Genomic DNA, 26,295 nt, shown 5'->3' with positions numbered 1-26,295 from the left:
GATCTTCAGGGGAGGGCCGGCGCCGATGTTCTGGGCCTGGGCACGAATGGTCGGCGGGGTGGGTCTGCTCGCCGTCCTGCTGTGGCAGGTGGGGGGCGGCCCGTTCCTCGCCGGAGTGCGACTGATCGACGCTCCGGCGCTGACCGCGGCGCTGCTGATCGGCGTGGTCACCACGGTCTGCGCGGCCTGGCGGTGGAGCCTGGTCGCCGGTGGCCTGGGCGTGCGGCTGCCACTGGCGACCGCGGTGGCGCACTGCTACCGGGCCGTGTTCCTCAACGCCACACTGCCCGGCGGGGTGCTCGGCGACGTGCACCGGGCGGTACGCCACGGCCGCGACGCCGGTGACGTCAGCCGGGGCATCCGTGCGGTGATCTGGGAGCGTACCGCCGGGCAGGTCGTCCTGGTCGGAGTCGCGCTGGTGGTGCTCGCGGCCTTCCCGTCGCCGGTGCGGCCGTACCTGCCGGTCGCCGCCGCGCTGCTCGTCGTGGGCGGGCTGGTCGCGGTGCTGCTGGCCCGGGCCGTTCCGAACGCCGGGCGTTCGCGCTGGGCGAGAGCGGTGCGGACCGCCGTGGCAGACGTGCGGTCCGGGCTGTTGGCCCGGCGCACCTGGCTCGGCGTGCTGATCGCCTCCGCCGTGATGGTCGCCGGTCACCTGGCCACCTTCCTGGTGGCGGCGCGCACCGCCGGTGCGGACGCTCCACTGTCGCGGTTACTGCCGCTGACGCTGCTCGCCCTGCTCGCCATGGGCCTGCCGTTGAACGTCGCGGGTTTCGGGCCGCGCGAGGGGGTGGCAGCATGGGTGTTCGGCGCGGCGGGGCTCAGCGCGGCTCAGGGTGTCGCCACCGCCACCGTGTACGGGGCACTGGTGTTGGTGGCCAGTCTGCCCGGTGCCGCCGTGCTGCTGGCCCGGCGGAGCCGAGCTCCTGCCGCCGGCCGGGAAGCCGCCTCCGGCGGCGGTTGTTGAGTCGGTTGTGGAACGCTACGCGTCGCCGCGCGGCGGTGGCGCTGGACAAAGGAGTCCCATGCCCGAAGCATTGCCGGTCGCCACGATCCGTACGCAGGTCACGGTGCCGTTGTCCTTTCCCGACGGCTATGCCACGACCGTCCGGGTGTTCTCGTTCAAGGGCCTGGTCGACGGTCGGGAGCACCTCGCTCTCGGCCTCGGCGACTGGGCGGGCGCCCTGGATCGGCTCGCCGCCGGCGGCGACCCTCCACTGGTCCGCCCGCACAGCGAGTGCCTGACCGGCGACGTGTTCGGCAGCCAACGCTGCGACTGCGGGCCCCAGTTGCGCGAGGCGGTGCAGCGGATCGCCGAGTTCGGCGGTTTTCTGCTGTACCTGCGGCAGGAGGGCCGTGGCATCGGCCTGTACGCCAAGCTCGACGCGTACGCGCTGCAGGACGCCGGGTTGGACACCTACCAGGCCAACGTCGCGCTGGGCCGGGGCGAGGACGAGCGGGACTACAGCGCCGCCGCGCAGATGCTGGCCACGCTGGGCGTGCCGCGGATTCGACTGCTGAGCAGCAACCCGGACAAGGCCGAGCAGTTGACCCGCCTCGGCGTGGACGTGGCCGAACGGGTGCCCACCGGCGTCTTCCTCTCCCCGGCCAACGCCGACTACCTGGCGGCGAAGGCCGCCAAGGCGGCGCAGACCGAGGTAGCGGAGGCGCTCGCGGGGCGTACCCCTGACCGGCCCGTCGCCCAATGAGCTGCTCGACGCGGCCGTACGTGCTGCTCAGTTGCGCCGCCTCGATCGACGGGTACATCGACGACGCCTCCGACCAACGGTTGCTGTTGTCCAATGCGGACGACCTGGACCGGGTCGACGGGGTTCGGGCCAGCTGCGACGCGATCCTGGTCGGCGCCGGCACCGTCCGCCGTGACGATCCGCGGCTGCTGGTGCGCTCGGCGAACCGCCGGGCCGAGCGGGTGGCGGGTGGCCGGCCCGCCTCGCCCACCAAGGTCACCCTGACCGCCCGCGGTGACCTCGACCCGACCGCCCGGTTCTTCACCGCCGGCGATCCGGCTCGGCTCGTCTACTGCGCCACCGGCGCGCTGGAGAAGACTCAGGAACGCGTCGGCCGACTGGCCACCGTGGTGGACGCGGGCGACCCGGTCGACCCCGGTTGGCTGCTGACCGACCTGGCCGCGCGAGGCGTACGGCGGTTGATGGTGGAGGGCGGCGGGACGGTGCACGCCCAGTTCCTCGCCGCCGGCCTCGCCGACGAGTTGCACCTGGTGGTCGCCCCGTTCTTCGTCGGCGACGGTCGGGCGCCCCGGTTCGTCGGCGAGGGAAACTTCCCGTGGCACCCGGGCCGTCGCGCCCGGCTGGCCGAGGCCCGCCAGATCGGCGACGTGGTGCTCCTCCGTTACGCGCTGTCCGACCGCTGCACCGAAACCTGACGACGGCGCAGGAGGTACGTCACGCCGCTGGCCAGGAACAGCGCCGCGCTGAGCAGGAGCCAGCGCATCAGGTAGGGCCGCTGGTCCTGGCCGGTCGCCGCGAGGTGGGTGGTCTCGCCCAGGCGGAGAATGCCGGGGGAGTAGACCAGGAACAGCAGGGCGCTGCCGAGCGCGGGGACCCGCAGGTGGTTGAGCAGGGCCACCCGTCCGCGCACCAGCGCGCGCAGCACGCGGTCGGCACTCGCGTACACCGGGAAGAGCACCAGGTCGTGGGCGATGGCGGCCCCGACGAACCAGAGCAGCATCCGACCGAACGTCGCCTCCCCCGCCAGCCGCAGCGCCACCCAGCCGGCGAGCACGATGGCGGCCGTCACCACGACGAGATGCCAGGGCGCGGCGCCGTAGCCGGCGCGCAACCGGTCAGCCATCGGCCCGACCCTGAAAGTCGATCTCGGCGACCCACTTCGTGCAGTGCACTCCGGGCAGGGCCGGCACGATGACCCGGGCCGGATAGCCGTGGTCGGGGGAGAGGTCGACGCCGTTGACCCGCAGGGCGAGCAGCGAATCCGGATCGACGACCTGGTTGGCGGCGAGCACCGCCGTCCGGAACAGCCCGGCCTGCTCCAGCGACGACACCCGCGCGCTGGCCGGGTCGGCCACCCCGGCGAGCGCGGCCAGGTCACGTAGCCGCACGCCGGTCCAGGTCTGCCGGGTCGACCAGCCCTCCACGCAGGCGATCGGCAGCGCGGCGGTGTGCTGGGCCATGGCCAGCAGTCCGGGCCGGTCCAGGGTCACCGTCCGGCCGCCGCCGCGCAGGGTCAGCCGCCAGCCGACGCCGGTCTGCTCGGGGCGTACGCCGGCGGCCGCGACGGTGCGGTTGACCGGGAAGCCGTTCGGTCCGGGGCCGGGCTGCCGTCCCCGGGGCAGCAGCAGCGCGGTGTGGCGCAGCGGGCCGTCCAGGCTCTGCCCGATGGTCAGCGCACCCAGCAGCAGCGCACCGCCGCCGACAAGGCCGACGGCGCCGCGTCGGCTGAGGGTGGCCGGCCCGGGGTCGGCGGCGACCAGGCCGTCCGGGTCGGGCGGCTCGGGTCGGGTCGCCGCGCGCGGGGTACGCAGCTCCGCGCCGAGCGGGCGCGACCGCAGCGCGGTCACCAGCCGGGGCAACTTGATGACCACGTGCGCCACGAACGCGCCGGTGAAGACCCAGGCCCCGAAGAAGTGGGCGGTGTAGAAGTCGAAGCCGAAGAGGTACGCGTACTGGATGTTCAGCAGGCCGGTGGCGATCTGGAACAGGATCCCGCCGACCAGCAACAGCAGGGTGAGCCGCTCCAACGCCTGCGCCGGCGAGCGGACCGGCGGCCAGGCGAACAGCTTCGGGATCACCGACCAGAGTTTGCCCAGCACCACCGGGATGAGGACGATCCCGAGCGTCACGTGCAGGCCCTGGGTGACCCGGAAGAGCCAGGACGGCCGGGTCGGCCAGTCGAACGTGGGCAGCCGCAACCAGCCCACGTTCGTCGGAAACGCCTGGTCGAACCGGGGGCCGTAGGCGGCGTAGTCGAGCAGCCCGGTGATGATGACCAGGGGCAGTGCGATCAGCAGCACCGACCCGTAGACGGCGGTGAGCCGGGGCCCGCGCAGGGGGCTGCGCCAGCTCCGCTCCACCGCGTCCGCCCCGGGTGGTCTCCACGCGCTGTCGCGTCGACCGGATCTGCTCGGGGACACCGCGGCTCCTTCCTCGCTGCCGTGGGCCGGCGGCGGGTGCACTGCCGGCAGGCTAGACCGCGCAGGTACGGCCCGGACGGGTTTGCCGCATTACCGAACGCTTACCGGGCCGCCAGCTGTTGTGAACTCCTTACGGGTCACCCGAACCGGCCCGCCGGGCATCCGAACCGCCCTACCGTGACGGGAATGCGGGTACTGGTCACCGGCGCGGCCGGGTTCATCGGATCGCAGGTCGTCGACCTGCTCGTCGAGCAGGGGCACGAGGTGGTGGCGCTGGACGCGCTGCTGCCCCAGGCACACGGCGGGGAGCTGCCCGCCTGGTCGCGCCGGCACGACGTGGTACGCGGCGACGTCCGCGACGGCCCACTGTTGGACCGGTTGTTGACCGGGGTGGACGCGGTCTGCCACCAGGCGGCGATGGTCGGGCACGGCCTGGACCCGTCGGACGGGCCCGACTACGTCACGCACAACGACTTCGGCACGGCGGTGCTGCTGGCAGCGTTGCACCGGGCCGGGATCGGCCGGCTGGTGCTGGCCAGCTCGATGGTGGTCTACGGCGAGGGCCACTACACCTGTCCCGGTCACGGCACGGTGCGTCCGGCGCCCCGGCGGCCCGAGGATGTGGCCGCCGGCCGGTACGACCCGACCTGCCCGCGCTGCGGCCTCGGCCTCGACCCGGCGCTCGTCCCCGAGGACGCTCCACTCGAGCCCCGCAGCACGTACGCGGCGAGCAAGCTCGCCCAGGAACACCTGGCCGCGGCGTGGGCCCGGCAGACCGGTGGCGCGGTCTGGGCGCTGCGCTACCACAACGTCTACGGCCCGCGGATGCCCCGCGACACCCCGTACGCCGGGGTAGCGTCGATCTTCCGGTCCGCGCTGGCCGCCGGTGCGGCCCCCCGGGTGTTGGAGGACGGCCGGCAACGGCGTGACTTCGTACACGTCAGCGACGTGGCGCGCGCCAACCTGCTGGCTCTGACCCGCACCGCGTCGCCGGCCACGCTGATGCCGGTGAACGTCTGCTCGGGCGAGCCGCACACCGTCGGGGAGCTGGCGGTCACCCTGGCCGAGGCGATGGGCGGGCCGGCCCCGCAGGTGGTCGGCGGTGCCCGGGCGGCCGATGTGCGGCACGTGGTGGCCGATCCGCGCCGAGCCGCCGAACTGCTCGGCTACACCGCCCGGGTCGGCTTCGCCGAGGGCGTGGCCGGCTTCGCCACCGACCCGTTGCGGGAGCCGGCCGCTCTCGCCCGCTGACCGACCGGACCTCGCGGCGTGGTCGTGGGTCGGCTTGGATCGCGTGCCGAGGCGAGTCACGGTGTCTTGTGTGCGATGGCGAGCCGGGCGGTGCCATGGCCCGATGCCCGGAGTAGGTCATGAGCAGGTTCAGGTACTCGTGGGCCGTGTAGGTCTGTTGCCACTCGTAGCGCCGGAACTCGACCGGCCCGAATCGTGCCGATCGCTCAAACTCCGCCGCCTCCTCGGCGGTCTCGTCATCGGTGGTCAGGCGCATGCCGGGCGGTGTTGTCGGATCGAAGCGTTCGTAGCATCGTTGTGCGTCGTCGAAGAAGGCGTTCGTCCCGCTAAGGGCAGGGTCGCTTGGCCGGTGCCGCATCCGATCTCCAGCACCCGAGCGTGTCGACCGAGACCGGCGAGGGTGGCGAGGTCGGTGAACAGCTGGGGTGGATAGGTCGGACGGCACTGGTCGTAGAGTTCGGCGTCCTGGCCGAACGTCGTGCGCAGCACTTCCCGGTTGGCGTCGCGCATAGTGGCTGGTTGTCCCTTCCGTGCAGTTAACGGGTCCGGGAGAGGGACGCCCGCCATCCGCTTTGGCTGCCTGCCATGTCGATGTGCTGTTGAGCGGTATACCTCAGAGGTATGAATATGACTCTGAGGTATACCGCTCATTACCGCATCCGCCCTGACGGAGGTGACCGACGGTCACCGTCGGCTGCCGGCTGCGCCCACAGCCCGGGCCAGGGTTAGGACTTACTCGTCTAGGACACCGTCCAGAGCAGGTGGTTCACCGCCAGTGCGGTGGCCGCCTGCGCGGCCAGCCACCAGCGCCGCGACCCCGCCGGCAACCAGGCGGTCGCCACCAGCAGCCAGACCGTGAACGGCAGCCAGATCCGCTCCACCTCGGCCTTGCTCAGACCGGACAGGTCCGCGCCGAGCACCGCCAGCGCGGCGGCCAGAGGCAGTAACACCGTCGGGCCGGCGCCGCGTACCGCCTCCGGCCCGACCAGCCGGCGGCCGGCCCGCCACCAGCCCACCGCCGCGGGCATCGCGAGCACCGGGGGTCGCCGCCCGGCGGCGACCAGCGCCCGGCGCAGTGCCGGCCCGAGCACCGGCCCGGCGCTGAGCAGCAGCGCGGCCAGGTTGGCCCACACCCAGTAGCCGTACGGCCGGTCCGCCGCCCAACCCTGGTAGTACCGCTCGACCACCAGGTGGTAGCCGACCCACCACTGGAACCCAGCGGCGACGAAGACTCCCGTCACGGCCGCCACCCCGGCGCACGCGGCGAACAGCGCGCCCCACCGATGGGTACGGCGCAGCGCCAGCACGGCCAGCGCCAGCACCCCGACCAGCAGGAATCCGTACGACAGGTGCAGCGCGAAGCCGAGCAGCGCGCCGCCGAGCGCGGCGACGGCCCGGCCACGTACCGCCAGCAGAGCCAGGCCGGCGGCGACCACGGCGGCGAAGATCCCGTCCGCGGAGGCGCCCACCCACACCGCGCCGGGCAGCAGCACCAGGAACGGGATGACCGCGCGGGCCGCGTCGGCCGCGCCGAGCGCTCGCAGGGTCACCGGCACCGACATCGCGACCGTGGCCCCGAGCAGCACGCAGGCCAACCCCGCGGCGGCACCCCCGGCCAGGCCGACCCGGTCCAGCCATACGAAGATCAGCAGTGCGCCCGGCGGATGACCCGCGGTGTGGGTGGACCAGGCGGCGGGCTGGAAGTCCAGGATCCGGTCGGTGAACCCGGCCAGCATCGCCGGGATGTCGGTGACCCCGGGAACCTCGTGCAGATACTCGGCCTGCGAGGTGAGCCGCCGGGTCAGTCCCGCCGTCCAGCCGTCCACCAGGGCCAACGACACCGTCCACGCCACGGCTGCCAGCCAGGCGGAGACCAGCAGCAGGCCCCACCGGGCGGTCCGGGCCCACCGCGCCCCCCAGCCGACCACCGCGACCGCGACCAGCAGCGCGAGTGGACTGCCCCAGCCGAGGTGCGGTCGCCAGGTCGCGTAGAGCGGGGCGGCGTCGGCGTGCAGGCCGGCGCCGCGCGCGTTGAGCAGCGCCCCCACCAGCACGGCCACCGCGAGCAGCGCCACCTCCACACCCAGCACCAGCAGGTCGCCACGAACGCGGCGGGTCGGCGCCCGTCCGGGGGTGGCAGGGGGAGCGGTGGTCGAGGTCATGACCACCGGACGGTACGGCGGCCGCAGGCCTGCGCGGAGCGGAACCGCCGGCCCGTCACCGGACGGTAAGAAATGCGCAGGTGGTAAGGGTTCGGTAAGCACATTCTGGCCTCCGAGGCCCGAGCGTCGTCCTAGCGTCGGCGGTATGCCGACTCAGATCGACGTGGTGCTGCCCTGCCTGGACGAGGCGGCCGCCCTGCCCGGCGTACTCACCGCCCTGCCACCCGGCTACCGCGCCATCGTGGTGGACAACGGGTCCCGGGACGGCTCGCCCGAGGTGGCGGCCCGGCACGGTGCCCGGGTGGTCCACGAGCCCCGCCGTGGTTACGGCGCGGCGGTGCACGCTGGGCTGGAGGCCGCTGACGGTGAGCTGGTCTGCGTCCTCGACGCCGACGGCTCGTTCGACCCCGCCGAACTGCCGGCCCTGGTAGCCCCGGTACTGGATGGCGCGGCGGATCTCAGCGTGGGCCGGCGACGGCCGGTCGGGGCGGGAGTGTGGCCATGGCATGCCCGCGCCGGCACGGCGCTGGTGGCGGCGTTGCTGCGCCGTCGGGGCGTACCCCTGTGGGACCTCAGCCCGATCCGGGTGGCCCGCCGTGACGCGCTGCTGGACCTCGGCGTTGCCGACCGGGCCTTCGGCTACCCGCTCGAACTGCTGATCCGCGCCGCCGCCGCCGGTTGGCGGATCCACGAACTGGACGTCACCTACGCGCCCCGGGCCGCCGGCACCCGCTCCAAGGTGTCCGGCTCGGTGCGGGGCACCCTGCGCGCCACCCGCGACTTCGCCGGCGTGCTGCGCACCGTGGACGGCCCCCGGTGACCGTCCTGCTGGTCGTCGCCAAAGCGCCGGTACCCGGAGCGGTGAAGACCCGCCTCTGTCCGCCGGCCACCCCTGCGCAGGCGGCCCGGATCGCCGCCGCGGCGCTACGCGACACCCTCGACGCGGTCCGTGCGACCCCCGGGGTGACCCCCGTGCTGGCCTGCGCGGGCCAGTTGACCGAGGCCGAGGACGTCACCGAGTTGACCGCCGCGCTGGTCGGTTGGCCGCTGTTCGAGCAGCGGGGCGTGGGCCTCGGCGACCGGCTCGCCAACGCGTACGCCGAGGTGGCAGCCGCGTACCCGGGCCGCCCGGTGCTGCAGATCGGGATGGACACCCCGCAGGTGACCCCGACCGGGCTGGCCGCCGCGGCCCGCCGGCTGCGCACCGCCGACGCGGTCCTCGGCCGGGCGCACGACGGAGGCTGGTGGGCGCTGGGCCTGCGCGACGCCCGGCACGCGAGTGTGCTGCGTGCGGTGCGGATGTCGACGCACGACACCGGCCGGGACACCTGGGAGGCGTTGACCGGGCGAGGGCTGCACGCCGCGCCGCTGCCGGTGCTGCGCGACGTCGACGAGTGGCCCGACGCGCTCGCGGTGGCGGCCGAGGTGCCCGACAGCCGGTTCGCCCGGCAGGTCGCGGCGGTCCACCGCACCCTGGTGCCGCGGGGCCGCTGGTGAATCCGGTCGACACGCCGCTGCGGGTCGCCGTCCCCGACGGGCCGTCCGAGAACGGCGGGGCGGACGGGTTCGCTGCCGCACTCGCGCAGCGCACAGTCGGCGGGCGCTGGCTGATGTACGGCGACGGCGTCCGCAGCCCGCTGCCGGTGGACCGCTGGCACGGCCGTGCCGAGCCGGCGGTCGCAGGGCTGATCGACCGCTGTGGCGGGCCGACGCTCGACCTCGGCTGCGGGCCGGGCCGATTCACCGTCGCGCTGGCGCAGGCCGGGTTGACGGCGGTCGGTGTGGACGTCTCGGCGGTGGCGGTGCGGCTGACGCGCGCCCGGGGTGCGGTGGCGCTGCACCGGGACCTGTTCGCCGCGCTGCCCGGCGAGGGGCGGTGGGCGCACGCCGTGCTGATCGACGGCAACATCGGCATCGGCGGTGAGCCGGTCGCGCTGCTGCGCCGGTGCCGGGAGCTGCTCGTACCCGACGGCACGGTGCTGGTGGAGCTGGAGCCGCCCGGCGCCGGGCTCTGGCAGGGCCAGGCGCGGGTAGCGTCCGCGCACCACGCCGGCAGGTTGCTGCTGGGGCCGGCGTTCCGCTGGGCGCGGCTCGACGTACGCGCCGTCCACCCGGTCGCCGAGGCCGCGGGCCTGTCCGTGCGGGAGGTGTTCCGCCGTGACCGGCGCTGGTTCGGTGAGCTGGGGCCGGGTCGGTGACGGCTCAGGCCGCCGGGAGTTGCACCACGAAGCGGCAGCCGCCGACGACGTTCTGCACGTCCACCCGGCCACCGTGCGCCTCGACGAGGCCCCGCACGATCGCCAGGCCCAACCCGCCGGAGCCCTCGCCGCCCGAGCGGGGTGTGCGAGCCGGTTCCCCTCGGAACGCCACGTCGAACAGGCGGGGCAGGTCGCCCTCCGGGATGCCGCCACAGGTGTCGGCGACCGCCAGCCACGCGGCGTCGTGCTCACGCCCGGCCTCGACCCGGACGGTGCCGTCGCTCGGGGTGTAGTGCACGGCGTTGAGCAGCAGGTTGCCCACCACCCGGGCCAGCTCGGGCTCGCTGGCCAGCACGGTCGGCCAGCCCGACTCGGCGGCGACCAGCCGGACACGTCGGGCTTCGGCCAGCGGTGCGGTGCCGGCCAGGGCGTCGGAGACCACCTCGCCGAGCGGCACCGCCGACAGTGTCAGCCGCAGTGCCCCGGCGTTGATCCGGGACAGCTCGAACAGGTCGTCGACGAGCCGGGTCATCCGGTCGGTCTGCCCGCGGATCCGCCGGTGGTACTCGGCGACCGTCGCCGGATCGTCGACCACCCGGTCCTCCAGCGCCTCGGCCATCGCCCGCAGGCCGGCCAGCGGCGTTCGCAGGTCGTGCGACACCCAGGCGACCAGGTCGCGGCGACCCTTCTCGACCCGCCGTTCCCGCTCCCGGGCCTGGTCCGCCCAGACCGCGGCCGTCGCCAACCGGCGCCCGAAATACCAGCCCACGCCGAGGCTCACCGTCGCCGCCGCGGCCACCGTGAGCAGCACGACCTGGAGATCGTGTGGGGAGAGGAACATCGCTTGCGCGACCACCACCACACCAGCCACCACGGCGGTCACGGTGACCGTGAGCAGGACGCACACGTGCACGGTGATCGATCGGGCGCGCAGCAGCCGCAGCGCCAACGCCCCGAGCAGGCCCACGCCGAGCGCCGCCGCCAGCGCCAACCCGAAGATCAGCGCAAGGTCACGCATCGGTCGGCTCGTACCGGTAGCCGACGCCCCAGACCGTGACGATCCGACGCGGCTCGGCCGGGTCGTCCTCGATCTTCTCCCGCAACCGCCGCACGTGGACCGTCACGGTGGACTGGTCGCCGAAGTTCCAACCCCACACCCGCTCCAGCAGCTCGGAGCGGCGAAATGCCCGCCTCGGGTGCCGCATCAGGTGCGCCAACAGGTCGAACTCACGCAGCGTCAGGGCCAGCTCAGTGCCGTGCAGCCGGGCGATCCGCGGCCCCGTGGCCACCTCCAGCCCCACGTCGACCAGCAACTCGGCCGCCGGCTCCGCTGGCTCCCCGACCCGGCGCAACACCGAACCGACCCGCAACACCAGCTCACGCGGGGAGAACGGCTTACCCAGGTAGTCATCGGCGCCCAACTGCAGGCCGAGCACCCGATCCGCCTCGTCACCACGCGCGGTCAACATGATGATGGGTACGCCGTCCGGCCCTTCCCGCAGCCGTCGGCACACCTGCAACCCGTCCAGCCCGGGCAGCATCAGATCCAGCACCACCAGGTGCGGTGCCCGATCCCGCACGGCGTCCAGCGCGGCCAGACCGTCCCCGACGTGGCTCACGTCGTAGCCGGCGTGTTCCAGGTACCGGCAGACCACATCGCTGACGGTCCGGTCGTCGTCGACCACGAGCACCCGCTGCGCCACCGGCCACCTCCCCGGCCAGCCTAGCCAGCGCCGTTGCAGTCGGCGATCGGGCAGATCTTGCGATCCTCTTACGTCCTGCCGTCCGTTCCGCACTGGCGCGACGGGGTCCGGCGTGGTCCGCGGACGATCCACTCCATATCGCCGACATTGCGGTATCCAGCCGCTCGGATGCCGCGATGTCGCCGATATGGAGTCGATCAGGAGCGCGTGGTTGACTCGGGCGTCCTGCACACCCGGACCGGGTCGAGCGGGGGCGCGCAGCCCGCTGTCTGCGACGACTGCTCGACGGCCTCCAACTTGGCCCCGCTCGGTAAGGTGGCCGCCATGCCACGCCTGGTGAAGATCACCCCGGACAACGTCGAGGCCGCGTGCCGGGTGAATGTGCGGCCGGACCAGGAGAAGTTCTCCTCTCCGGTCGCCTGGTCCCTCGCTGAGGCGTACGCGCAGCCCGAGGTCGCGTGGCCACGGCTGATCGTCGAGGACGACGAGATCGTCGGCTTCCTGATGGGCTTCTTCGACATCGTGTGGCACCCGGACCGACCCGACGACCTCCGCTCGGGCCTGTGGCGGCTGAACATCGCCGCCGAGCATCAGGGCCGGGGGTACGGCCGCTTCGCGGTGCAGGCCGTCCGGGACGAGGCGCGCCGACGTGGGCACGAGCGCGTCTACACGACGTGGAAACCGGGGGCGGACGGCCCGGAGCAGTTCTACCTGAAGCTCGGGTTCCGACCGACCGGGGAAACCAGTGGAGGTGAGGTCGTCGGCGCCCGCTCCGCCGACTGAGCGCGCGTCACCGCCCGCCCCCTGACCGACTGATCAGCAGGGCGGCGCGGTCTGCGTACGATGCGGGGTCGAGTTCCCTCGTCACGGCGGAGGTATCGGGTAGATGGCAGGCCAGCACGAGGGTTTCGCCCTCGGCGTCGACCTCGGTACGTCCAACACCGTCGCCGTGTTGCGCTGGCCGGACGGGCGGACCCGTCCGTTGCTGATGGACGGTCAGCCGGTCAGCCCGTCGGCCGTGTACGCCGACCCGGACGGCACTCTGCACACCGGCTGGGACGCCCGACGGTTGGCGCAGGCGGACCCGGCGCGGTTCGAGGCGAACCCGAAGCGTCGGGTGGATGAGCCGACCGTGCTGCTCGGCGACCGTTCGTACCCACCGTCGGACCTGCTCGCCGCAGTGCTGGCGGCGGTCGCGCGGGCCGCGGTGGGCACCGTGGGCTTCCTGCCCCCGGCTGTGCTGACCTGCCCGGCCGCCTGGGACGCCACGCGGCGGCAGGTCCTCGCCGACGCGCTGCTGCAGGCGGGCTGGCCGCAGGCGGCCGAGCACACCCTTGCCGGGCCGACGCCGCCGGGCACCCGTCTGCTGCGGGAGCCGGTGGCCGCCGCCCGCTACTACGCGCAGGTGCTGCACCGCCCGGTGCCGGTCGGCGACGCGATCGCGGTCTTCGACTTCGGTGGCGGAACGCTCGACGTCGCGGTGCTGCGCAACGAGGGCGCGGACCCCTGGGGTGACTCCGGCTTCACCGTGGTCGCCGACGGTGGTTTGCCCGACCTGGGCGGCCTTGATCTCGACGCCGCACTGGTGCGGCGGGTTGGCGAGCTGATCGGTGACCGGCACGCCGCGCAGTGGGCCCGGCTGACCCGACCGGCGGACCCGGCGCAGCGCCGCGACCAGGTGCGGCTCTGGGACGAGGTACGAGGTGCAAAGGAAACCCTGTCCCGGTCCACGACGGCACCGGTCGCGGTGCCGGGGGTGGCCGAAGCTGTCCGACTGACCCGGGCCGACGTCGAGCGGGTGGCCACACCGCTGCTACGCCGCGCGGTGGACCGGGCCCGGGAGGTGATCGCGGCCGCCGGGCTCACCCCCGACCAACTCGCCGGGCTGTTCCTCGTCGGCGGCTCGTCGCGGATTCCGCTGGTGGCCCGGATGCTGCACACCGAACTGGGAATCGCGCCGACCGTGCTGGACCAGCCGGAGCTGCCGGTGGCCGAGGGCGCGCTGACCGACCTGCCGCTGCGCCGACCGCAGCCCGCTCCGGCCTACGCCGGGCCGCACATCGCCGCACCCGCTCCACCCGCGCCCACCCCCGTGAGTCCGCCGGCACCGCCCGGGTCGGCCGCACCATCCGCGCCGACGGTGCCGAATGGGGCTGCGCCGGCCGCGCCGGCTGGGGCTGCGCCGACGGTGCCGGCTGGGGCCGGGCCGACCGTGCCGTCGCAGCCCTGGCCGGGGGCGATACCGCCGACCGTACCGTCGCAGCCCTGGCCGGGGGCGACTCCGCCGGCAGGCCCGGGCGGGCCGGGCTGGGTCGGCTCGACCCCGCCGTCGGCGGCGGGTGCGGGTCGCTGGCGGCGGGCGCGCTGGGTGGTGCTCGGTGCGGTGGTGGCCCTGGTCGGGGTGGCTACCGCGGCGACGCTCTACCTCACCCGTGACCGCTACCCGGATCTGGAGTTCCGGTCGCTGGGTGAGCTGTCCCGGCCAGGGGCCGGCCCGGAGCGCCCGACCGACATGTGGACGGCGATGCTCGGCGACCGGGCCTACCTCGGGTACCCCCTACCCGACGACCGTCTGGAGGTGGTGGCGGTCGACGCCAGCACCGGCGACGAGCTGTGGCGCAAGGCGACCGACGTGCGGGCCGACGACTGGGAGCGGATCATCGCTGTCCCGGGGGCGGTTGCGGTCCTCGCCGACGCGCCGGGCGACAGCACGCTCCGCCCGCTGGCCGTCCTCGACGGTCGTTCGGGCACCCAACGCTGGCAACGCGCGGTCCGTGGTGACGACGACGTCTACTTCGCCGATGACACGGCGGTGCTGGTGGACCGGGGCGAGGCCCGGCTGGTCGGCCTGCGCCTGACCGATGGCTCGACGAAGTGGACCGAGCCGAACCCCCGCGACCAGTACGACGGCAGCCGTACCGTGGTCCGGCCGGTGGGCACCGATGCGGCGGCGGGTGGACCGGCCTTCCTCGACGGCACGCCCCGCAACCCGTGGACCACCAAGGGGCGGCGACTCGTCCAGGTGGGTGCGGACCGGTCGGTGCGGCTGCTCGACATGGCAACCGGCACTGTGCTGCGCACGTGGGGCAGCGTCGCCGACCTCGACGACCTGGTGGTCGCACACGAGGACCGCCTGTACGTGGCGGCCAACGAGGGCGGCTACCAGTTGCTGGCGTACGACCTGGGGTCCGACGCGGAACCGGTGGTGCTGCACCGCTCCGGAAACGACTCGTACCGCCCGACGGAACTGGTGGCCTGCGGGGAACGGCGGGCCTGCCTGTTGCAGGTGCCGAACAACGACGTCCAGCGCGCCGAGGTGGTGGCGGCCAGGGAGGGAGAACGCGCGATCACCTGGCCGGCGCCGGGCGTGACCGACCTGGTCCCGTTGGGTGAGCAGGTGCTCGCCCAGCGGGAGTCCTCGGAGCCGAAGGCGACCCTCTTCGACGTCGCCGGCGAACCGGTGCTGCGCGACCGTGACGGCGTGGCGGTCCGACTGGACGAGGGCAACCTGCTGTTCTTCGCCAAGGCGCCCAGCATTGCCGTGGACAATCGCGTGCTGGCTGGTGTGTGGGCGGAGTCCGGTGAGGTCGACGACCTGGGCGAGCTGAAGGACGTCCGCAGTGAGTCCTGTTCGTGGAACACCCACGTGATCGCCTGCGGCGCAGAGAAGGACTTCGTCCTGTACCGCTTCGCCAACGACTAACCCCCCGCTGCCCCCGCTGCCCCCTGCCCTGCGCTGGTCAGGCGTGGGTGATGTTTTCGCCTTCGACCTTGATGGGGATTTCCGTGAGGCCTTTCGGGGCGGGGCCACCCAGGCGAGCGCCGTCGCTGGGCGAGAAGGTGGAGTTGTGCGCGGGGCAGGTGACGACCCCGTCACGGGGTGCGCCGACCCGGACGCCCTGATGTGGGCAGCTCGCGTCGTACGCCCTGAAGGTGCCCGCCTCCGGCTGGACGACCAGCACACCGGCGGTGACGGTGCCGCCGCCGACCGGGACGTCTCCGGTGCGGGCCAGTACGGTGCCGGGCGGGGCAGCCGCCTGACTGGCGGTCGAGCTCTCGCCGGCACCGCAGGCGCTGAGCAGCCCGGCGGCGCCGAGGGCACCCACCCCGGTCAGCAACCCGCGCCGGCTCACGCACCAGCGGTTGTCGCGGAGGAACTCCTGCCCGTCGTACATCCTGGTCACCTCTTTCGTCGGCACACCGTACGGGTCCGGTGGCTCGCCGGCTCAGCGTGCCCCACCAGCCTGAGCGCGCGATGCGACGAGGCTGGACGTTGGCTGGACGCCCGAGCGCCCGACACGGTCGCCCGTCGCACGGCGGGTGCGGTGATCAGATGATGAAAAGTAGGTCAGTGCCGTTCCCGGGACCTACTTTTCATCATTTGATCGAGGGTGAGAGTGCAGCCGCGACGGTCAGGGCGTCGGTGACGGGCTGAGCACCGCGCAGGCGGTCACCGCCTCGCGGGTCTTCGCGTCGCCGCTGTCGAGCCGGTCCGGATCGAGGCCGCGATTGCTCAGGCAGGTGCGGTACGCGGTCGCCCGCCCATCGCCCGACCCGCCCGGTCGGCCGTCCGGCGAGCCCGACCCGCCCGGTCGGCCGAAGCCGTTCGGCCGGCCGCTGGGTCGGACCGACGCGCAGGTCTGCTGTGCCTTTTGCCAGGTCTGCTCGTCGACCCCCTCCGGCCGGCCGCCGCCCGGAAAGCCCCGCCCCGGGCCGCGCGACGGGTCCGCACTGCCCGACGCGCGGGCGGTCGGGAAGCCGGACGGGCGGGCAGTGGGAAAGCCGGACGGGCGGGCAGTCGGGAAGCCCGACGGGCGGGCGGTGCCGTGCGCACGGCCCGGGACGCGGGACGGGTCCAACGTCGGAAGCGTCACGCCGTTGTCCCGTAGGCACTCCTGGTACGCGGCGAACGCGTTCCCCGCCCCACCTGCGGCGCTCGACGTGTCGCCGTCGTCCGATCCGCCGCCGCAGGCCGCCAGCAGCAGAACGGCCGAGGCGGTGGTGGTCAGTACGGCCGCGAGCCGGCGGTATCTTGCAGTCAACGGCACAGGGACTCCTCAGGCCTTCTCCGGGACCTGCTCAGCGAACCGGTCGTACCTCGTCGGCGGCTCAGATCCGGCTCGGAGTTCCCTCGGAGCGGTCCGGGACGTCGGTCCGGGACGTCGGTCCGGGACGTCGGCGCGAGTTGCCGGCCCGGAGGTGCCGGCCCAGGTGCCGACCGGGTCGGCCGTGCGCTCGGAGCCCGCAGGCGAGCGGCGCCGGTGTTACCGGCTCCGAGCCAACTCTGAGGTGGGGTCGAGCCGACCGCGAGGCGCGGTGCGCAGACTGGCCGACCATGGGGATCGGCCTGAAGCGACGCTGGCGTACCCGGCAGGCCCGTTGGTGGGCGGCCGGTGCCGTCGGCGTGCTGCTGCTCGGCGTGGCTGGGGTGCGCGTCTGGGCCGCAGACGCCGAGGACGCGCCGGCCCGGCCGGTGACCGTGGCCGTCGACCGGGGGCCGGTCGCGGTTGAGGTGGCCACCTCGGGCACCGTCCGGCCGGCCACCACCCGCAGCCTCGGCTTCAGCGTCGCGGGCACCGTGCAAACGGTCGGCGTCCGGCCGGGCAGCGTGGTCAAGGTGGGCCAGCGGCTTGCTGCGATCGCCGACGCGGACGCCGCCGGGGCGGCGGATGCCGTCCAGGACGCCGAGGACAACCTGGCCGAGGCCCGAGCCGCCCTGACCATGGCCCGGGACTCCGTCGACGACGACCCGGTGGTGAGCTGCCCGGCCGGCGCCGGCTCCGGGATGCGGCCGGTGGTGTGGCGCTCTGCGCAGGCCACGACGACGCCGTCGACTGCCACACCCACCGCCAGTGACAGCCCGACGCCCCGACCCACGGCAAGCTCCGCCACGCCGACCAGCATGCCTGGCCGGCCCGCGCCGAGTGTCACCGGCGTACCCAGCGCTCCCCGGACGCCGACCGCCCCTGGGCAGAGCGGCCCGCGCTGCGGCGCGGACCGCGGAGGCACCACCGGGGGTACGGATCAGATTCTGGCCGCCCAACGCCGGGTCAACCAGGCCGAGGCCACCCTCAGCGAGGCGCGGCAAACAGTCGCTGGCGCCACCATCACCGCGCCGATGGCAGGCACCGTGCTCTCCATCGCCGGACCGGTGGGCAGCCAGGTCACCCGCGGAGCCACCTTCATCACCCTGGCCGACACGTACTCCATGCAGGTGTCGGCGAAGTTCCCGGAGGCCGACGCCGGGGCGCTCGCGGTGGGGCAGAGCGCGACGCTGTCCCTGGCTGACCGGCCGGGGCAGACGTTCCCGGCGACCGTGGTGCAGGTCGACCCGGTCGGCGCGGTCGACGGCACGATGGTCCGCTACGGCGTGGTGCTGTCCTTCGCTGTCGCCCCGGAGAACCTGCTGGTCGGGCAGAGCGCCGCGGTGACGGTGCGGACCGGTGCCGTGTCAGACGTGCTGCGCGTGCTGTCGACCGCCGTGCACGACGGCCCCGACCACACCGGCACCGTACTGCCGGCCGGCGGCGGGCCGGCCCGCACCGTCACCCTGGGACTGCGCGGCAACCAGTACGCCGAGATAACCTCCGGGCTCGCCCCCGGTGAGCTGGTGCTGCGCTCCTGGTGACAGCCCACGCACAGGTTCGGCACAGTTTTCGCGGAGGCTGGTCCGGTAGTCATCTCCCGTGCACACCGACATCCTCCGGCCTGCCACGGCCGGCCCCACCCCGACTGCCGAGGGCGAACCCGCCGCCGCCCGCCTGCTGGTGGTCGACGACGAGCCGAACATCTCCACCTTGCTGGCCGCTACCTTGCGGCTGGTCGCGTACGACGTGCGCGTGGCGGGGTCCGGGCGGGCCGCGCTGACCGTCGTGGAGGAGTTCGCCCCGGACCTGGTCATCCTGGACGTGATGTTGCCTGACCTGGACGGCTTCGAGGTGGCTCGGCGTTTGCGGGCCGCTGGCCGGCCGGTGCCGGTGCTGTTCCTGACCGCCCGGGACACCGTCGAAGATCGGGTTGCCGGCCTGGTGGCCGGTGCGGACGACTACGTGGCCAAGCCGTTCAGCCTGGAGGAGGTGGTGCTGCGGATCAGGGCGATCCTGCGGCGTACCCGCTCGGAGTTGCCCTCCACCTCGGACAGCCGGTCGCTGCGCTACACGGACCTGGAGTTGGACGAGGACGCCCACGAGGTACGCCGCGGCGGCCGACCGGTCGACCTGTCGCCCACCGAGTTCCGGCTGCTGCGGTATCTGCTGCTCAACGCCGGTCGAGTGGTCAGCAAGGCGCAGATCCTGGACCGGGTATGGAACTACGACTTCGGTGGCGACGGGCGGATCGTCGAGTCGTACGTCTACTACCTGCGGCGCAAGGTGGACCGGACCGGTCCGCCGCTGATCCACACGGTACGCGGGGTGGGCTACACCCTGCGTCTGCCGCGCGGCGACGAGTGAGCGGGCTGCCCCGGGTGCGTCCGTGGTCGCACTGGACGCTGCGGTCCCGGCTGGTCCTGGTCGTCGGGGCGCTCGCCACGCTGGGCCTGATCGGGGCGAACGCGGCCGGCCTGATGCTGCTGCGTGGCTACCTGTTGGATCGCGTGGACGAGCAGCTCGCCGCGCAGGTCCGCCCGTTCACCGGCGGGCCCCGCCCGGCCCTGGCCACGATCTACCCGTCGGCCGTGCCCGCCCCGACACCGTCCACCACGTCGACCGCCTCGCCAGAATCGGCGGGCACCTGGCCGGGCAACGGGCCTCCCGGCGCGCAACCCGGCCGGCTCGCCCGCCTCGGGCCGGACCAACTGTTCCTGTACTACCGGGCCGACGGCACCCGCGACGCCGAGCACAGCAGCACCCCCAGCGAGGCCGCGCCTGACCCGGGTCCGCTGACCGAGGTGACCGCCCGCGCCCGTGCCGGTCGCCCGTACACCGCACCCGGCGGCGACGGCGGCGCGGACTGGCGGCTGTACGCCGTGCCGGCCGGCAGCACCGGCGCGGTCGTGGTGGTCGGGGCCTCTCTGGCCGAGACGACCGAGACTGCCGACCGGTTGCTGCTCATCGACGTCGCGGTCACCGGCGGGGTGCTGCTCGGCCTCGGGCTGCTGGCCGCCTCGGTGGTTCGGCTCGGCTTGCGCCCGCTGACGCGGATGGAGCGGGTCGTCGCCGGCATCACCGGCGGCGACCTCGTGCACCGGGTGGACGACACCGACCCGCACACCGAGCCGGGCCGATTGGGTGCCGCGGTGAACCTGATGCTGGACCGGATAGGCACTGAGATGAGCGCCCGCGCAGCCACCGAACGCCGGCTACGGCAGTTCGTCGCGGACGCCTCGCACGAGCTGCGGACGCCGCTGACCTCGATCCGCGGCTTCGCCGAGTTGTACCGGCGGGGCGGTGCCCCGGCCGGCCCCGCACTGGACGAGACGATGGGCCGGATCGAGAGCGAGGCGGCCCGGATGGGCGTGCTGGTGGAGGATCTGCTGCTGCTGGCCCGACTGGACCGGCAGCGTACGCCGACGTTGCGTCCGGTGGATCTGCTGGAGATAGCCGCCGACACCATCCGGGACACGCACGCCCGTACGCCCGGTCGGCCGATCCGGCTGAGCACCCTCGCCGAACACGACCCGACCTTCGCGACGCCGACCGTGCTCGGCGACGAGCACCGGCTGCGTCAGGTTGCCGCGAACCTGGTCGGCAACGCGGTGCAGCACACCCCTGCGGCGGCAGCGGTGACCGTGCGGATCGGTTGGCTGGCCACCGCGCCGGCCGGGCCGGTGGTCCGGTCCGGCCCGGCGACCGCGGTGACCGCCGACGGGCTCGCCGTGTTGGAGGTGCACGACGACGGGCCGGGAATCCCCGCCGACCATGCCGGTCGGGTCTTCGAGCGGCTGTACCGCGTCGAGGAGAGCCGGGGCCGGGGCAGCGGGGGCGGCTCCGGGCTGGGATTGTCCATCGCCGCGTCGATCGTGCACGCGCACGGCGGCTGGATCGAGCTGGAGACTTCCGCCAGCGCGGGGACGACCTTCCGAGTGCTGCTGCCCGCCGTACCTTCACGGTCGACGTCGCCGGACGACGACCCGGCGGCGCCGATTCCGAGCCAGCTCTGAGCTTGCGTCGAAGATCCTCCCAGGCGCGCCGGCGAGGCTGACCGGCATGCGAGTGCGCCTGCCGGCCGTCCTGCGCCAGCCTCCCGTCGCGGTCAACGCCGCCCTGGTCCTGTTGCTGGCCGGCGGTGGCTGCTGGGCCTGGCTGTCCGTGCGCGGCGACTCGGCGCAGGCAGGCCGGCCCACCGGCGCGCGGACCGTCAGTGTCTCCCGGGGCACGGTGACCGCTACCGTCACCGCCGACGGCTCGGTGAGCAGCGCGTCGACGGCCAGCGCCAGCTTTGCCACCGCCGGTACCGTCACTTCGATCTCTGTGCGGGTCGGCCAGGTGGTGAAGAAAGGGCAACTGCTGGCCGCCGTCGATCCAGCTGCCGCACAGCGCGACCTCGATGTGGCGAAGGCGAACCTGACCGCCGCGCGGGATGCCCTGGACCGCGCCGAGGAGGGCGGTTCGGACACCTCGTCGGCGGAGAACTCGGTCACCCAGGCCGAGCTGGCGGTGGACGAGGCGCAGGCCGGGGTGGGCGGCACCCGACTGACCGCGCCGATGGCCGGCACGGTGGTCGCGGTCAACGGCACCGTCGGCAGCTCTGCCGGCGGGTCCGCGGGCAACGGCTCGGCCGCCAGCGCGACTGGCGGCTCGACCGGCGGGCCGAAGGGCGGCTCCGGCTCCAGCAGTTCCGGTTCCAATTCCAGCGGCGGGTTCGTCGAGCTGGCCGACCTGACGAAGCTCCAGGTTACGGCCGGCTTCGCCGAGGCGGACGCGACGAAGCTGAAGGTCGGACAGCCCGCCACCATCACCTGGAACGCGCTGCAGAGCGCGCAGGCCGTCGGCGCGGTGGTCGCGGTCGATCCGCAGGCCAGCACCACCAACAACGTGGTCACGTACGGGGTGTCGGTCAGCGTGACCAAACTGCCGGCCGGCGCCAAACCGGGGCAGACCGTCCGGGTCAGCGTGGTCACCGGGACCGCCAAGGACGTCCTACTGGTCAACTCGGCCGCGGTCTCCGGCGCCGGCGATCGGCACACCGTCACGGTGCTCACCGAGGCCGGGCAGGAGAGCCGGCGGGTCACCGTGGGTCTCGTCGGTGATCAGGCGTACGAGGTCACCGCCGGGCTGACCGAGGGAGACCGGGTGGTGCTGCCGCAGGGCGACAGCACGGGTGGCACCGGCGGCGCTCCGCGCGCCGGGGGTGGCCCTCCGGGCGGCGGTGGCTTCCCGGGCGGCGGTGGTTTCCGGGGTGGGGGCGGCTTCCCCAACGGCGGTGGCCGAGGCGGGAACGGGACTCGTTGATGGCTCCAGGAAACGCGGCACGACCACCGGTTCTGGACGTCCGCGCACTGAGCAAGGTGTACGGCGAGGGCCCGGCGGCGGTGCATGCCCTGCGCGGAATCTCGCTCACCGTCGCGGCCGGCGACTATGTGGCGATCATGGGCTCCTCCGGCTCCGGCAAGTCCACTCTGATGAACATCCTCGGCTGTCTCGACGTGCCGTCGAACGGGCAGTATCTGCTGGACGGGGTGGATGTCGGCCGCCTCGCCGACCGCCAGCTCGCCCTGGTCCGAAACCGGCTCATCGGTTTCGTCTTCCAGTCGTTCAACCTGATCCCGCGGACCTCCGCGCTGGCCAATGTCGAGCTGCCGCTGGCGTACGCCGGAGTGCGGGCCGGTCAGCGGCGGCGGCGGGCGCTCGCCGCGCTGGACGCCGTGGGGCTGGCCGACCGGGCCGGCCACCAGCCCAACCAGCTCTCCGGCGGCCAGCAGCAGCGGGTCGCGGTGGCCAGGGCGTTGGTCACCGAGCCGGCGTTGGTGCTCGCCGACGAGCCGACCGGCAACCTGGACAGCCGCTCTACCGAGGACATCCTGGCGGTCTTCGACCAGCTCAACGCAGCGGGCCGGACCATCGTGCTGATCACCCACGAGCCGGAGGTGGGCACCCGCGCGGGGCGGCTGATCCGGCTGCTCGACGGGCAGATCCGCTCGGACGTCCGGCAGGGCGGGCGGCACTCCGCAGCGGCGGCGGGGCGATGAACCTCGCCGAGATCGTCCGGTTCGCGCTGCGCGGGGTCGCCGCCAACAAGCTGCGCTCGGCGCTGACCATGCTGGGCATCCTGATCGGGGTCGCCGCGGTGATCCTGCTGGTCGCGGTCGGCAACGGCTCCGCTCAGGTGATCACGAATCGGATCGAGGCCTTGGGCACCAACACGCTGACGGTGACCGGCGCGAACCGGGGCGGCGGCGGTGGAGGGTTGACCCTTGAGGTCGCCGACGCGCTCGTCGACCCGCTGCTCGCGCCCGACGTACGGTCGGTCTCGCCGCTGGTCACCACCAGCACCACCCTCACCTTCGAGGGCACCGATCACGAAGTGCCACAGTTCGTTGGCACCCGGCCGAGCTGGTTCACCGCGGCCAATTCGCCGGTGAACAGTGGTGCCGCCTTCAGCGCCGACGACGAGGCGCAGGGCCGTCGGGTGGTCGTCCTCGGCCGCACCGTGGCCGACGAACTGTTCGGGGGCAGGGATCCGGTGGGTCGGCAGGTCACCGTGGGGGGCGCGCTGTTCACCGTGGTCGGGGTGCTGGCGGCGAAGTCCTCGACCGGCTTCCAGGACGCCAACGACACCGTGATCGCCCCGCTGCGGGCGGTACGCGAGGTGCTCACCGGGTACGGGCCGCTCAACTCGATCCTGGTGGAGGCGACCGATGCGGGCCGGGTGCCGGCGGCCCAGGGGCAGGTTTCCACGGTGCTCGCCCAGCGCCTGCCGGCGTCCACCTCGGGCAACGCCCCGTACCGGATTCAGAACGCCGCGCAGCTCCTGCAGACCCAGTCCGAGACGGCCGACACGTTCACGGTGCTGCTGGGCGCGGTGGCCGCGATCAGCCTGCTGGTCGGTGGCATCGGCATCACCAACATCATGCTGGTCACGGTGACCGAGCGGACCCGCGAGATCGGCATCCGTAAGGCGCTCGGCGCCAGCCGACGTACCGTGCTGACCCAGTTCCTGGTGGAGGCGACGATGCTGAGCCTCCTCGGCGGGGCGCTCGGGGTGGCGGCGGCGCTGATCGGTGCACAGTTCACCATTGTCGGCGTCCACCCGGTGATCGTGCCCAGCTCGGTGGGGCTGGCCCTCGGCGTCTCGGTGGCGATCGGCCTGTTCTTCGGTGGCCTGCCAGCGGCCCGGGCGGCCCGGCTGCGTCCCATCGATGCCCTGCGCTACGAGTAGGCCGACATGCGAGGACACGACATGGACAGCAGCGACACCGTCACCTTCGACCGGGTCGACGATCACCCGCAGACGCCCACAGCGGCGGGGGCCCCGGATCGCGACCTGACCGGCGCGCTCGCTGCGGCGGCGCCGCAGCGCTGGTGGAACCGGGCCACTGCCGTGCTCGGCACCCTGGTGCTGGTGCTGGCCGGTTTCCTGGGCGGGGTGCACGTGCAGCAGCGCTGGGGCGAGCCGCCGAACACTGCCGGGTCGGGGAGGGCCGGCTTCCCGGGCGGTTTCCCCACCGCCTTCCCCGGTGCCGCCGGGCGTGGCCAGAACGGCGCGGGCCACAACGGCGCGGGTGCCCCCGGCAGCGCGACCGCGCCGGCCACCACCAGCGGGAAGGTGAAGCTGGTCGACGGTGGAACACTCTACGTGGAGACCGCCGACGGCACCGTGGTCACCGTCCGTACCACCGACGACACCGCGGTCCGCATCGCCGAGGTCAGCAAGCTGACCGCACTCAAGGCCGGGCAGAGCGTCACCGTGCAGGGCGGCCCGGCGGCCGACGGCACTGTCACCGCCACCACGGTCACCGCCGGAGGCTGAGCGTCGCCGCCGAGCCGGCCGAGTACCGCCGCCGGGCCGACTCGTACGATGCTCCGGTGAATCTTCGGGGTACGGTCCGGGCCGATCGTCCGCTGGTGGTGCTCGCCGTCGGGGAGGAAGCCAGCTATCTGCCTCCCGAGCTGCCGGTGCTGCTCACCGGCATGGGCAAGGTGAACGCGGCCAGCGCGGTGGCCGCGGTGCTGGCCGCCGGGCCGCGCCCCTCGCTGTTGCTCAACCTCGGCACGGCCGGCGCGTTGCGCCCCGGGTGGGCCGGCATCCACGAGGTCGCGACCGTGCTCCAGCACGACCTGGACACCGCCCTGCTGCGTACCCTCACCGGCGAGACCTACGGGGCGCCGCTGTCGCTGGCCACCGAGGGCGCGGTGCTGGCCACCGGCGACACGTTCGTGGCCGACGACGCGGCGCGGGACCGGTTGGCGCAGCGTGCCGACCTGGTCGACATGGAGGGGTACGCGGTGGCGTGGGCCGCCGCGCAGGCCGGTGTGCCGTGCCGGCTGGTCAAGCAGGTCAGCGACGAGGCGGGGGAGGGTGCGGCCCGAACCTGGCGGGAGTCGGTGGACGCGTGCGCCCGGGATCTCGCCGCGTGGGCCGCTCGACACTTCGCCTGACTGCGCAGGGTCAGTCGTCGGATCGCCGCAGCCGCAGGCCCGGCGTGGTCTCCCGGGTCGCTCCGGGAATCAGGATGTGACTGAGCAGCCCGAGCGCCACGATCGTGGCGACCAGCAGCGGCGGCCATCTGCCGGCCCACGGCAGCGTCAGCAGCGGCAGGGGGAGGCAGAGCGTTCGCCGCCACGGCACGACCATGGACACCAGCAGGGTGAACAGGACACGCCCGATCACGAACAGTGCCGGGCCGCCCAGGATCAGTAGGAGCCACCCCACCGGCGTCGTGCCGGTCGGCCGGGTGACGATCAGGTCGAACGAGGCCGCCGTGCCGACCACCCCGGCCAGCATCACCAGATGGGTGTACGGAGCCACCCGCGCCGGCCGCCCCGCCCGGGCCCCGGCCTCCAGCAGTTCGCCGGCCCGGAACACGTAGACCTGCCAGAGCAGCAGCATGACCGCGAACGCGCAGATCAACGCGGCGACCCGGAGCCCGCCGAAATCGCCCCGGCTGACCTGCAGGGTGGGCACCAGGATGATGTCGCCGAGGGCCAGGATGACGAACTGCTGGTACCGCTCGCCCAGATGCGCGGTGGTGCGCTCGTACTGGTCGAGGGGCACCCGGCCCAGCCAGGGCGTGGGGTAGCGGGCCGCCGCGGAGAGCAGGTCGATCGTGATGGCGATGGTCCAGAGGGTCCAGCTCACCGTGCCGGACAGCGCGCCGGTGATCCAGAAGACGCCGGACACCAGGAACCAGAAGAGGAACCGGGCGGCGCGGATCATGGCCGACCGGTGATGTTGTTTGTGCAAACTCGTGATCAGGATGATGCCGCGAATCACGTGCGTGCCGACGTACGCGATGGCGAAGACCAGCGCGTGCCCGCTGGAGATCTTCGGCAGCGACGCGGCCATCCCCACCGACCCGACCATGGCGACCATCAGGATGGCCTGGATCGGGCGCTGCTGCGGATCGTAGAACTCGGTGGTGGTGGAGGTGACCGACCAGGTCCACCAGATCGCCGTCAGCATCAGCAGGACCATCGCGGCGCCGGACCAGGTGTGGCGTCCGGCGAGCAGTGTCGAGGTCAGCGCGAGCGAGGCCACGAAGACCACGTCGAAGAGCAATTCCAGCAGCGTGGCCCGGGTTGACCCGTCCGGCCGGCGTACCAGTGCCGCGGTGCCTCCGGTGGTCATGCCCGGCCTCCCGCCGTGTCTCCGAGGATTATCGGCGGTGCCGGGTGGGCCCGTCCCCGGATCGGCGATTCCGGCGGGCCGGGGAAGAGGGCGGCCGGAGGTTGCCACGGCGTTCGCCGTCGCTGGGT

The 26,295-nt window shown here is 73.6% G+C and carries 26 protein-coding genes; 17 read left to right on the top strand and 9 right to left on the bottom strand.

From position 1 onward, the window contains the following. The first annotated feature begins 25 nt into the window (after positions 1-25). Genes JOD64_RS00835 through JOD64_RS00825 form a run of 3 tightly spaced genes read left to right on the top strand, consistent with a single transcriptional unit; the run spans position 26 to position 2,401 of the window. Positions 26-964 (top strand): lysylphosphatidylglycerol synthase transmembrane domain-containing protein, encoded by a 939-nt coding sequence (locus JOD64_RS00835; RefSeq protein ID WP_204940392.1) that lies wholly within the window; start codon positions 26-28, stop codon positions 962-964. 58 nt (positions 965-1,022) lie between these two features. After that, positions 1,023-1,706, top strand: coding sequence for a GTP cyclohydrolase II (locus tag JOD64_RS00830; RefSeq protein WP_204940391.1), 684 nt, complete (start codon positions 1,023-1,025; stop codon positions 1,704-1,706). After that, complete coding sequence (locus JOD64_RS00825; RefSeq protein WP_204940390.1) at positions 1,703-2,401, top strand: RibD family protein; 699 nt, start codon at positions 1,703-1,705, stop codon at positions 2,399-2,401. The genes JOD64_RS00830 and JOD64_RS00825 overlap by 4 nt, the downstream gene beginning before the upstream one ends. Here JOD64_RS00825 and JOD64_RS00820 read toward each other — a convergent pair. Then, positions 2,368-2,829: a hypothetical protein gene (locus JOD64_RS00820; protein ID WP_204940389.1), complete on the bottom strand. Its 462-nt coding sequence runs from the start codon at positions 2,827-2,829 to the stop codon at positions 2,368-2,370. The genes JOD64_RS00825 and JOD64_RS00820 overlap by 34 nt on opposite strands. Next, complete coding sequence (locus JOD64_RS00815) at positions 2,822-4,126, bottom strand: molybdopterin-dependent oxidoreductase (protein ID WP_307813146.1); 1,305 nt, start codon at positions 4,124-4,126, stop codon at positions 2,822-2,824. The genes JOD64_RS00820 and JOD64_RS00815 overlap by 8 nt, the downstream gene beginning before the upstream one ends. Positions 4,127-4,312: 186 nt before the next feature. Here JOD64_RS00815 and JOD64_RS00810 point away from each other — a divergent pair, with 186 nt between their 5' ends. After that, a complete protein-coding gene (locus JOD64_RS00810; protein ID WP_204940388.1) occupies positions 4,313-5,377 on the top strand; it encodes an NAD-dependent epimerase/dehydratase family protein in 1,065 nt (354 codons plus the stop codon). A 246-nt stretch (positions 5,378-5,623) separates the two neighbouring features. On the opposite strand, the gene JOD64_RS00805 is transcribed toward JOD64_RS00810, so the two are convergent. Then, positions 5,624-5,887, bottom strand: coding sequence for a class I SAM-dependent methyltransferase (locus tag JOD64_RS00805; protein ID WP_204940387.1), 264 nt, complete (start codon positions 5,885-5,887; stop codon positions 5,624-5,626). A gap of 230 nt (positions 5,888-6,117) precedes the next feature. Next, positions 6,118-7,539, bottom strand: coding sequence for a hypothetical protein (locus JOD64_RS00800; protein ID WP_204940386.1), 1,422 nt, complete (start codon positions 7,537-7,539; stop codon positions 6,118-6,120). A gap of 145 nt (positions 7,540-7,684) precedes the next feature. Between JOD64_RS00800 and JOD64_RS00795 the strand changes: the two genes are divergently transcribed. The 3 genes from JOD64_RS00795 to JOD64_RS00785 are packed head-to-tail and all read left to right on the top strand — an operon-like array spanning position 7,685 to position 9,737. After that, entirely contained in the window at positions 7,685-8,359 is a 675-nt protein-coding gene (locus JOD64_RS00795) for a glycosyltransferase family 2 protein (protein ID WP_204940385.1), read from the top strand. Next, on the top strand, positions 8,356-9,036 hold the full coding sequence (locus tag JOD64_RS00790; RefSeq protein ID WP_204940384.1) for a TIGR04282 family arsenosugar biosynthesis glycosyltransferase: 681 nt from the start codon (positions 8,356-8,358) through the stop codon (positions 9,034-9,036). The genes JOD64_RS00795 and JOD64_RS00790 overlap by 4 nt, the downstream gene beginning before the upstream one ends. Continuing rightward, complete coding sequence (locus JOD64_RS00785; protein ID WP_372434066.1) at positions 9,033-9,737, top strand: class I SAM-dependent methyltransferase; 705 nt, start codon at positions 9,033-9,035, stop codon at positions 9,735-9,737. The genes JOD64_RS00790 and JOD64_RS00785 overlap by 4 nt, the downstream gene beginning before the upstream one ends. A 4-nt stretch (positions 9,738-9,741) precedes the next feature. On the opposite strand, the gene JOD64_RS00780 is transcribed toward JOD64_RS00785, so the two are convergent. Further along, positions 9,742-10,755: a sensor histidine kinase gene (locus JOD64_RS00780; RefSeq protein ID WP_204940383.1), complete on the bottom strand. Its 1,014-nt coding sequence runs from the start codon at positions 10,753-10,755 to the stop codon at positions 9,742-9,744. Further along, on the bottom strand, positions 10,748-11,440 hold the full coding sequence (locus tag JOD64_RS00775) for a response regulator transcription factor (protein WP_204940382.1): 693 nt from the start codon (positions 11,438-11,440) through the stop codon (positions 10,748-10,750). The genes JOD64_RS00780 and JOD64_RS00775 overlap by 8 nt, the downstream gene beginning before the upstream one ends. 324 nt (positions 11,441-11,764) lie before the next feature. Between JOD64_RS00775 and JOD64_RS00770 the strand changes: the two genes are divergently transcribed. Next, complete coding sequence (locus JOD64_RS00770; RefSeq protein ID WP_204940381.1) at positions 11,765-12,223, top strand: GNAT family N-acetyltransferase; 459 nt, start codon at positions 11,765-11,767, stop codon at positions 12,221-12,223. Positions 12,224-12,326: 103 nt separating this feature from the next. After that, positions 12,327-15,143 (top strand): Hsp70 family protein, encoded by a 2,817-nt coding sequence (locus JOD64_RS33360; RefSeq protein WP_204940380.1) that lies wholly within the window; start codon positions 12,327-12,329, stop codon positions 15,141-15,143. Positions 15,144-15,180: 37 nt separating this feature from the next. Here JOD64_RS33360 and JOD64_RS00760 read toward each other — a convergent pair whose 3' ends face one another. Further along, positions 15,181-15,615 carry a Rieske (2Fe-2S) protein gene (locus JOD64_RS00760; protein WP_204940379.1) on the bottom strand — a complete coding sequence of 145 codons (435 nt, stop codon included), beginning with the start codon at positions 15,613-15,615 and terminating at the stop codon, positions 15,181-15,183. A gap of 237 nt (positions 15,616-15,852) precedes the next feature. Continuing rightward, positions 15,853-16,488, bottom strand: a complete 636-nt coding sequence (locus JOD64_RS00755; RefSeq protein ID WP_372434064.1) for a hypothetical protein — start codon at positions 16,486-16,488, stop codon at positions 15,853-15,855. A gap of 287 nt (positions 16,489-16,775) precedes the next feature. Between JOD64_RS00755 and JOD64_RS00750 the strand changes: the two genes are divergently transcribed. The 8 genes from JOD64_RS00750 (at position 16,776) to JOD64_RS00715 (ending at position 24,978) form a co-directional block, all read left to right on the top strand. Further along, positions 16,776-18,068 carry an efflux RND transporter periplasmic adaptor subunit gene (locus JOD64_RS00750; protein ID WP_204940377.1) on the top strand — a complete coding sequence of 431 codons (1,293 nt, stop codon included), beginning with the start codon at positions 16,776-16,778 and terminating at the stop codon, positions 18,066-18,068. A 70-nt stretch (positions 18,069-18,138) separates the two neighbouring features. After that, positions 18,139-18,891: a response regulator transcription factor gene (locus JOD64_RS00745; RefSeq protein WP_204945835.1), complete on the top strand. Its 753-nt coding sequence runs from the start codon at positions 18,139-18,141 to the stop codon at positions 18,889-18,891. 14 nt (positions 18,892-18,905) lie between these two features. Further along, positions 18,906-20,540, top strand: coding sequence for a sensor histidine kinase (locus tag JOD64_RS00740; RefSeq protein WP_307813145.1), 1,635 nt, complete (start codon positions 18,906-18,908; stop codon positions 20,538-20,540). 46 nt (positions 20,541-20,586) lie between these two features. Next, positions 20,587-21,831: an efflux RND transporter periplasmic adaptor subunit gene (locus tag JOD64_RS00735; protein ID WP_204940376.1), complete on the top strand. Its 1,245-nt coding sequence runs from the start codon at positions 20,587-20,589 to the stop codon at positions 21,829-21,831. Next, a complete protein-coding gene (locus JOD64_RS00730) occupies positions 21,831-22,568 on the top strand; it encodes an ABC transporter ATP-binding protein (RefSeq protein WP_204940375.1) in 738 nt (245 codons plus the stop codon). The genes JOD64_RS00735 and JOD64_RS00730 overlap by 1 nt, the downstream gene beginning before the upstream one ends. Next, a complete protein-coding gene (locus JOD64_RS00725) occupies positions 22,565-23,758 on the top strand; it encodes an ABC transporter permease (protein ID WP_204940374.1) in 1,194 nt (397 codons plus the stop codon). Before JOD64_RS00730 ends, JOD64_RS00725 begins: the two co-directional genes overlap by 4 nt. 21 nt (positions 23,759-23,779) lie before the next feature. Continuing rightward, the gene (locus JOD64_RS00720) at positions 23,780-24,349 is read left to right on the top strand and encodes a hypothetical protein (RefSeq protein ID WP_204940373.1); all 570 of its coding nucleotides are present in this window, start codon (positions 23,780-23,782) and stop codon (positions 24,347-24,349) included. Between the two features lie 56 nt (positions 24,350-24,405). After that, on the top strand, positions 24,406-24,978 hold the full coding sequence (locus tag JOD64_RS00715; protein WP_204940372.1) for a nucleosidase: 573 nt from the start codon (positions 24,406-24,408) through the stop codon (positions 24,976-24,978). A 10-nt stretch (positions 24,979-24,988) separates the two neighbouring features. Here the strand turns inward: JOD64_RS00715 and JOD64_RS00710 are convergent, their stop codons facing one another. Continuing rightward, complete coding sequence (locus JOD64_RS00710; RefSeq protein WP_204940371.1) at positions 24,989-26,167, bottom strand: low temperature requirement protein A; 1,179 nt, start codon at positions 26,165-26,167, stop codon at positions 24,989-24,991. Positions 26,168-26,295: the final 128 nt, after the last annotated feature.

The sequence above is a fragment of the Micromonospora luteifusca genome, assembly GCF_016907275.1.
GTDB classification, from domain to species: Bacteria; Actinomycetota; Actinomycetes; order Mycobacteriales; family Micromonosporaceae; genus Micromonospora; species Micromonospora luteifusca.
The sequence above is the reverse complement of the archived record's forward strand: the minus strand, read 5'-3'. Positions and strand labels throughout refer to the sequence as shown.

What these genes read in the sequence shown, in the direction of transcription:
- JOD64_RS00835 (WP_204940392.1), top strand. Translation starts at nt 26, where the DNA reads ATGTTCTGGGCCTGGGCACGAATGGTCGGCGGGGTGGGTCTGCTCGCC.
- JOD64_RS00830 (WP_204940391.1), top strand. Translation starts at nt 1,023, where the DNA reads ATGCCCGAAGCATTGCCGGTCGCCACGATCCGTACGCAGGTCACGGTG.
- JOD64_RS00825 (WP_204940390.1), top strand. Translation starts at nt 1,703, where the DNA reads ATGAGCTGCTCGACGCGGCCGTACGTGCTGCTCAGTTGCGCCGCCTCG.
- JOD64_RS00820 (WP_204940389.1), bottom strand. Translation starts at nt 2,829, where the DNA reads ATGGCTGACCGGTTGCGCGCCGGCTACGGCGCCGCGCCCTGGCATCTC.
- JOD64_RS00810 (WP_204940388.1), top strand. Translation starts at nt 4,313, where the DNA reads ATGCGGGTACTGGTCACCGGCGCGGCCGGGTTCATCGGATCGCAGGTC.
- JOD64_RS00805 (WP_204940387.1), bottom strand. Translation starts at nt 5,887, where the DNA reads ATGCGCGACGCCAACCGGGAAGTGCTGCGCACGACGTTCGGCCAGGAC.
- JOD64_RS00800 (WP_204940386.1), bottom strand. Translation starts at nt 7,539, where the DNA reads ATGACCTCGACCACCGCTCCCCCTGCCACCCCCGGACGGGCGCCGACC.
- JOD64_RS00795 (WP_204940385.1), top strand. Translation starts at nt 7,685, where the DNA reads ATGCCGACTCAGATCGACGTGGTGCTGCCCTGCCTGGACGAGGCGGCC.
- JOD64_RS00780 (WP_204940383.1), bottom strand. Translation starts at nt 10,755, where the DNA reads ATGCGTGACCTTGCGCTGATCTTCGGGTTGGCGCTGGCGGCGGCGCTC.
- JOD64_RS00770 (WP_204940381.1), top strand. Translation starts at nt 11,765, where the DNA reads ATGCCACGCCTGGTGAAGATCACCCCGGACAACGTCGAGGCCGCGTGC.
- JOD64_RS33360 (WP_204940380.1), top strand. Translation starts at nt 12,327, where the DNA reads ATGGCAGGCCAGCACGAGGGTTTCGCCCTCGGCGTCGACCTCGGTACG.
- JOD64_RS00760 (WP_204940379.1), bottom strand. Translation starts at nt 15,615, where the DNA reads ATGTACGACGGGCAGGAGTTCCTCCGCGACAACCGCTGGTGCGTGAGC.
- JOD64_RS00750 (WP_204940377.1), top strand. Translation starts at nt 16,776, where the DNA reads ATGGGGATCGGCCTGAAGCGACGCTGGCGTACCCGGCAGGCCCGTTGG.
- JOD64_RS00735 (WP_204940376.1), top strand. Translation starts at nt 20,587, where the DNA reads ATGCGAGTGCGCCTGCCGGCCGTCCTGCGCCAGCCTCCCGTCGCGGTC.
- JOD64_RS00730 (WP_204940375.1), top strand. Translation starts at nt 21,831, where the DNA reads ATGGCTCCAGGAAACGCGGCACGACCACCGGTTCTGGACGTCCGCGCA.
- JOD64_RS00725 (WP_204940374.1), top strand. Translation starts at nt 22,565, where the DNA reads ATGAACCTCGCCGAGATCGTCCGGTTCGCGCTGCGCGGGGTCGCCGCC.
- JOD64_RS00720 (WP_204940373.1), top strand. Translation starts at nt 23,780, where the DNA reads ATGGACAGCAGCGACACCGTCACCTTCGACCGGGTCGACGATCACCCG.
- JOD64_RS00710 (WP_204940371.1), bottom strand. Translation starts at nt 26,167, where the DNA reads ATGACCACCGGAGGCACCGCGGCACTGGTACGCCGGCCGGACGGGTCA.